The organism is Bacillus nitratireducens (assembly GCF_036320425.1).
Taxonomy (GTDB): domain Bacteria; phylum Bacillota; class Bacilli; order Bacillales; family Bacillaceae_G; genus Bacillus_A; species Bacillus_A nitratireducens.
The window spans coordinates 17,356-24,469 of the sequence record NZ_JAUMJO010000021.1; the positions used below are offsets into that span (position 1 = coordinate 17,356).

At 35.0% G+C, this 7,114-nt stretch carries 7 protein-coding genes; 6 read left to right on the top strand and 1 reads right to left on the bottom strand.

Translation table 11 applies throughout. The features are described from left to right. The 6 genes from Q3V31_RS29955 to Q3V31_RS29980 all read left to right on the top strand — a co-directional run. Positions 1–861, top strand: an 861-nt coding sequence (locus tag Q3V31_RS29955; protein WP_329767658.1) for a Cna B-type domain-containing protein, incomplete at its 5' end; no start/stop codon positions are given. 551 nt (positions 862–1,412) lie between these two features. After that, positions 1,413–2,261: a HesA/MoeB/ThiF family protein gene (locus Q3V31_RS29960; protein ID WP_090814579.1), complete on the top strand. Its 849-nt coding sequence runs from the start codon at positions 1,413–1,415 to the stop codon at positions 2,259–2,261. 13 nt (positions 2,262–2,274) lie between these two features. Further along, entirely contained in the window at positions 2,275–3,141 is an 867-nt protein-coding gene (locus Q3V31_RS29965; protein WP_000956416.1) for a HesA/MoeB/ThiF family protein, read from the top strand. A gap of 15 nt (positions 3,142–3,156) precedes the next feature. Then, complete coding sequence (locus tag Q3V31_RS29970) at positions 3,157–3,594, top strand: DUF441 family protein (RefSeq protein WP_090814576.1); 438 nt, start codon at positions 3,157–3,159, stop codon at positions 3,592–3,594. A gap of 14 nt (positions 3,595–3,608) precedes the next feature. Further along, on the top strand, positions 3,609–4,673 hold the full coding sequence (locus Q3V31_RS29975) for an alpha/beta hydrolase (protein ID WP_000695298.1): 1,065 nt from the start codon (positions 3,609–3,611) through the stop codon (positions 4,671–4,673). Continuing rightward, positions 4,670–6,088 (top strand): homocitrate synthase/isopropylmalate synthase family protein, encoded by a 1,419-nt coding sequence (locus Q3V31_RS29980; RefSeq protein ID WP_329767659.1) that lies wholly within the window; start codon positions 4,670–4,672, stop codon positions 6,086–6,088. Before Q3V31_RS29975 ends, Q3V31_RS29980 begins: the two co-directional genes overlap by 4 nt. Before the next feature lie 881 nt (positions 6,089–6,969). On the opposite strand, the gene Q3V31_RS29985 is transcribed toward Q3V31_RS29980, so the two are convergent. After that, on the bottom strand, positions 6,970–7,114 hold a 145-nt coding region (locus Q3V31_RS29985; RefSeq protein ID WP_329767660.1), incomplete at its 5' end, for a hypothetical protein.

Consider the following 7,114-nt stretch of genomic DNA (forward strand, 5'->3'; position numbering starts at 1 on the left):
GTGAAAGACTATGAAACAAAAGTAGAAGGAACAACGATTACGAACACTTACAAGAATACGGACAAAACAGAACTAAGTGGTAAAAAAGTCTGGGAAGACTACAACAACAAGTTCAACACACGTCCAGAAAGTATCACAGTTCAATTGCTTCAAAATGGAACAGAGTTTAACAAGCAAGAAGTGAAAGCTGATAAAGAAGGCAACTGGAATTTCAGCTTCAAAGATCTACCAAAGTATGATGGACAAGGAAATGAGTACAAATACACAGTAAGTGAAGTAAAAGTGAAAGACTATGAAACAAAAGTAGAAGGAACAACAATTACGAACACTTACAAAAATACGGAAGCAACAGAAATCAGTGGTAAGAAAGTCTGGGATGATAACAACGCAATAGATCGTCCAGTATCCATCAAAGTAGACTTATTACAAAATGGAAAAGTTATTGAAACGAAAGAAGTAAGCGTGACAACAAACTGGAAGTACACGTTTGAAAAACTACAAGTATATGATGCAAACGGAGTAGCGTACAAGTATGAAGTGAAAGAACAACCAGTAACGGGATACAAATCCGAAGTAAATGGTTATGACATCACAAATACAAAAATCAAGGACGAACCAAATGTAAATCCAAAAGATCCAAGTACAGATCCAAAAGATCCAAGTACAGATCCAAAAGATCCAAGTACAGATCCAAAAGATCCAAGTACAGATTCAAAAGTTCCACCTACTCAAGAAAATGATAAGACATCAGTGTGGCTTCCTAAAACAGGCGGAACATCAATGGATATGATTTCATATATTGGAGGTATGTTGTTGATGGCTATAGGTGCATTTGTATTTGCTCGTCAACGAATGAGATAAAAAACTGGTTTTGTTGCAAGAAATCTATCAAACTTGGATATATTGATACAATCAGCTAAGGTCTAGAGATTATATATATCTAAGCCAAGTGATTTCAAAGGGAAAATATTAACAACTAGGGATTATCTTAATAGTAAGTGACTTAGTAGAAATAATAGGGGAAATAAATTTAGGTAGAATAAAAAATCAAAAGGCCGTAGAGCGCTTTCTAAAACGCTTTGCGGCCTTTTGTTTTCAAAATCTTGTGTTATCACAGGTTTTACGATAAGGAAAAGCACATGAAAGACTTTAGTCCATCTTTAGGTATGGAAGGAAATTATCGTTGTTTTTCATGGAAAAACACTTATTTTTGAGGCTATAATTCACCTAAAGATAAGGAGAAATCATTACTGTTTTAATAAATGGCGATATATTTATTTGTTGGAAAAATTAGAATTGAAAGTTTTTTATTTTTTTTACAAATAGCACACAAAAACGACATACTTCTAGGCTATTTTTATATACAGGAATTATTTTTTGAAATGGTTACTACATATAAAGGAGACTTCAAAATGGATATGGATTCATATTATTGGGAAATGGTTAAGAAGAATATTGGTGTGTATTCTGAACAGGAACAAGAATGTCTTCGAAATAAGAAGGTCATTATTTTTGGACTAGGGGGAGTAGGTGGATATGAAGCAATTCTGTTTTCGCGAATGGGAATAGGGCATATTACCGGTGTTGATCCCGATGAATTTGAAGTTTCTAATATTAACAGACAAATGTTAGCGCTTTCCAGTGTTATAGGTGAACCAAAAGCAAAAGTTGCAGAACGGGTTGTAAAAGATATACATCCCTATATATCAACAAACTTTATACAAACAAGAGTAGATGAAGATAATGTAATCGAGCTAATAAAAGAGCATGATATTGTAGTAGAAGCCGTAGATGATATGCCTTCAAGAGTTATTATACATAGAACAGCTAGAGAATTAGGTATACCAAGTGTGGGGATGTCGGGTAGCCCCCCAACACGAGGATTTGTTTCTACATTTTTTCCAACCGGAGTTTCTTATGAAGAAGCATTAAATATCTCAAGTGTCGGGTCCAAATTAACAGATCAAGAATTAAGACAACAGATTGCTGATATAAAGAAAAGTCGAGCTTGGTATTCTGTGGAGAAAGGCGCACCAAAAGAGTGGGCGCAAGATTTTTGTAATGGAAAAGTAGGCTGGATTATCACGCCGATGCGTGCTCATCTATTGTCACTATTTAGTTTTCATGAAGCAATACAAGTTTTAACTGGTCGTGAACCTCTAGCTAGAGCGCCTAAAGGCATTTTAATGGATTTAGATAGTCATACCCCGGTTCAAGTAAAAGAAGCCCCAAAAGGTGGATGGGATTATAAAACATTGTAAGGAGGAATACAATTTGTTAACAAAAAATAATGATATGCAGAATATATATGAAGAAAGTTTTACGCGAAATATTGGTGTTATCTCTGTAGAGGAGCAGGTGAAATTAAAAAATTCTCGAGTTACTGTAGTTGGAGCAGGGGGCGTAGGAGGAATTACACTTATCCAATTGGCGCGAATGGGTGTGGGTTCTTTACATGTTATTGATCAAGATGTATTTGAAGCAAGTAATATCAATCGACAAATGCTAAGTTCCACCAGTAAATTAGGACAGCGAAAGGCAGAGGTCGCTTTAGAAATTTTGCAAGACATTAATCCATTATTACAAATAGAGATAACGAAAGAATTTGTTACCGAGGACAATGCATTAGAACTTCTAACGAATACAGATGTCATTATAGATGCAACTGATAATTTAGTAGCGAGAGTAATTATCCATCGTACAGCTCAAAAATTAGGGATTCCTTCTATTTGGATTGCAGTCACACCTCCCTTTAGAGGTGGCGTCATGTCTTTAACTCCTGATTCTACGCCTTATGAAATCGCGTTAGGATACCCGTCTTATCAACAAGAGATAACACCGGAAATGCAAAATAAAATTCATAAATTAAAAGATGGACGTGCTCTTCATTCCATCAAGCATGGTGCGGATGAGAAATGGGCAAATAATTATGTACAAGAAGATCGTCCATGGGCTGTACTGTCTCCCGTTGCGAATATCGTAGGGATTCTAGCAAGCTTTGAAGCATTTAAATTTATAATAAATCGAGAAGACTTAAAACCTGTAATAAGTCCAAATTTAATACAAATTAACCTTGCAAATCAAAATATGGTACATGTGTCTGTACCTGAAAATGATAGTTGGGATTATACAACATTATAGATGAGGTAAGAGAATATGCTTCCTTTTTTGTTACTGGGGATTATTGTTACACTCGCTCTACTTGTTAAGGATTATGCGCTAGCTGGTGCGGCTTGTTTATTAGGAGTTTTACTTGCTGTTGGACAAAAAACTTTATTACACCTTATTCAACAATATTCTTTTCCAATTGGTATTTTCTTTCTGATGCTATTCCTTTTAGTACCAATTACATCTGGAAAGATTACAAATGAAAACGTTATAAAATTAATTACCTCTCCTATCGGATTAGGATCCATTCTAGCAGGTTTTACTGTGTCATACATAGGAGGAAAAGGTGTAGGAGTTCTACCTATGAATCCTACGATATTGTTAGGTGTCTTAATAGGTACTCTTATTGCCGTACTATTTACAAAAGGGTTACCAGCTGGATTAATTATTGCGGCTGGAATCATAGCTATCATTTCTATGAAATGAAAGGAATATTCTAAATGAAGATAAAATCGACACATATTAGTTTAGTAGGGATTTTTTTGATAATACTTATGTCTAGTTGTTCTAATATCAAAGAAACTTCTCAAAATGATCAAACTTCTAAAGTGGCAAAACAAGAATTAGAAATTCAGCAAGGTGAAGAAAATTTATTTTTACTTCATAAAAACTTAAATAATAAAAAACAGTATACATCTGATGAAATTATCTTATTTTTAGAACCATTTAGTGTACCTACAGCTCAAGCATTTGATGTACCAAAATTTTCATGGATGGATGAGTATGCCAGAAAAGGGTATGATACTTGGGCTATGGATTTCAGAGGGTTTGGTCGTTCTTCTCGCCCTAAAGAAATGTCAGATCCTCCTGCCCATAACCGTCCGGTTATTCATTTGAATGATGCAACTAAGGATCTAGAAACAATTGTAAATTGGATTAAAAAGAAGAGAAACGTCAAAAAAATTCATATTGTTGGGTGGTCATATGGAGGTGTTGTGGCTGGAAATTATGCAATATCCCATCCTCAAGATATTAATAAACTTATTTTATATGGGTATATGCACGGGTTCACACTTCCTATGATGACACAGCCTTTCGAAAACCCACTACAACCTAATCAGTTTAATCCTGAAGCACCAGCTTATCAAATGGTGGACTTTGATAAAGGAATGCATCATTGGAATATGATGATGGAAAATAAAAAAATTGTTACAAACGAAGCAATGGATGCTGTAAAACAAGTTTTTATTGATTCAGATCCTATGAGTAAGAAAAATAATCAAACGATTCGTCGACCAGTTGGTCCACTTGAAGATTTATTTTATATTTGGAAAAATCAGCCCCTATATGATGTATCTAAGATTACCACTCCATTACTTGTCATTTACGGGGAAGATGACATATTTGCAGACCGAAATATGATGTCAAAATTAACAAGTACAAAGCAAAAAAAGGAAGTAGTAATCCCTGATGCAACACACTGGGCTGTTTATGAAAAGAATCGTAATACCCTATTCGAACAAACATTAAACTTTATAGAAGCGAAAGAAGGCAAACAGGAATGAAAAAGGGTTTAACAATATTAGATGCTACCTTGCGTGAAGGAGAACAACAATGTGGTATTCGTTTCTCCAAGGAAGATAAAATTACATTACTTCACATGTTAGAGGATTTTGGAATAAGGCTTATTGAAGTTGGACACCCTGGCATCTCTGAAGAAGAAGAAGAGATTTGCCGAGAAGTTGCAGCATCTGCAAAGCACGCCGAAATACTTATGCATGCTCGGGCGAAAAAAGAAGAAGTTCATGCGGCTTATCGTGCTGGTGCCGATTGGATAGGAATCTGGGCGTCTATTAATCCTATTTCTTTACAAACAAAGTATACCAATCGATCAAAAGATTATGTTATTAATCAGGTGAAACATGCTATTGAAGAAGCAAAATCTTTAGGAATGAAAATCCGTTTTACTATTGAAGATGCTTCACGGACGGAATGGGAAGATATCGCCTACATTGGAAATATTGCACATATAGCTGGAGCAGATCGAATCAGTTTAGCAGACACTGTAGGAATATGGGAGCCAGGTCAGTGTGCGACAATCGTGAAGAAATCTGTTGAGACATTCCCTTGTGAGATTGAAGTTCATCTTCATAATGATTTAGGATTAGCCATGGCAAATGCTCTTGCTGCAATCGATTCAGGAGCATCTGTCATTGATGCTACATTGTGCGGAATAGGTGAACGTGCTGGGATTGTTGATTTGCTAAATTTATCAGTATTTTTATCTCAAAAGCGTAATCTACAGTGCTTTAAACTACAGATGATTCCTGAATTAACGCAATCTCTCCAATTAGCTACTGGCTGTCAAGTAGATCATTGGAGACCGATTATTGGAAAGAATATATTTACTCATACTGCATCCTATCATATAAAAGCTGTTCAGCAGAATTACTCAGCATACGAGGGCATTCAACCTGAAATGATAGGAAGAGTAAGGAACATACAACAAAAACAAATAGAAAGAAAAGGGCCTCGGCTTTCAAAGTCTCTCCGAGTTAGTAAACCATTTGTAAAAGGAGCATCTGAGCTTTTATATCATCGTGATGGTCCAGGAGAGCGTTGGGTACAGATGGATTATAGAACTGATGAACGTGCTTCATTTTATGTAATACAGCGTGTATTTTACGACGCCCATATGGATGAGAACTTAGAAGGACATGTAGATACTCATGCACATCATTGTGATAGTGCCTTTATTTTTTGGGGGAATAGAAGAGATGGTACAGGTCTCATATGTGAAGTGGAAGTTGAAGGAGAATTGCAAATAATTGAAAGTCCAGCAACTGTTTTTATTCCATTGGGGTTAAAACATAGGTACAAATACCTTTCGGGTACAGGAACATATACAAACATCGTACTAGCACCTAATTATAATTCTAGTTTGTTAGAGGAAAACTCATCAAAAGTATTTGTATATTAGTAAAATATAAAATAGTTTTTATTTCTGTTATGATGATGTTTTAGTAAACCATCTGACTGATAAGAGTATAAGCAGCTCAATGTTCTTTATGTGAAAAAATAAAAAACAGATAGAATACAATATGTTCTTTGAATTCTATCTGTTTTTTGAATGGCCCCAAAAAGAAAGAATCGTTCCCTTATTACATATATTAAAACGCTAAGTGTTTACTGCTCGTCTATTAAGGAATTTGAAAAGCTGTATGTAAAAGTCATGAAACAAGAGTGGGCTAGATAGAAAGAATGGAAGAATCATTCATTAGTAACAAGAGAGATTGGCCATATTCATAAGAAAAAAGTGATGCATGGTCATAGTATCACTTTTTTCGTTTTCTTATTTTCTTCATTTATGGTTAGTTCGCAACGATTTAAACATTAGTCCAAAAGTGGCAAACCCAATAATTTTCTAACCATGGCAATGTTTTTTGTTGCCCAGAACCACCAATTTTTTATAGATTCAAAAAAACTCTTATAGGGGTCACCTTATATGCCCATCAAGCTAAGATTTTAAAGTACCCTCAAAGTGGAAATTTTGTGTTTTTATAGCACCGAAGTTTATTTTTATCGTTTTGGGGGTGTCTCGATTTTGTTAGCTTGATGGTAATATGGTGCTACCCCAATATATAAAGAAAAGACACCCTAAGGTGCCGGAATAAAAATTATTCAATGACAAAGATAATTACTTACCACCATTTTATTTGTATGTTTCAATTAAAAAAACATGAACAACGATTGTACATGTCTATATAAAATCTATGTTTTGTCTATGTAAACATTTGTTTGTTTTATGAAAATAATAAAAGAACAGAGAAACGTGATTAGTGTCTCTCTGTCCCTTTTATATTATTCACAAATAAATCCGGTTGTTATACCAGTTGGAGCAACACCTACTGGGACCGTATCAATAACCGTATTTGTAGCAGTATTGATGACAGAAACAGTATTACTAGCTTGGTTTGTAACATAGGCGCGAGTGCCATCTGGTATG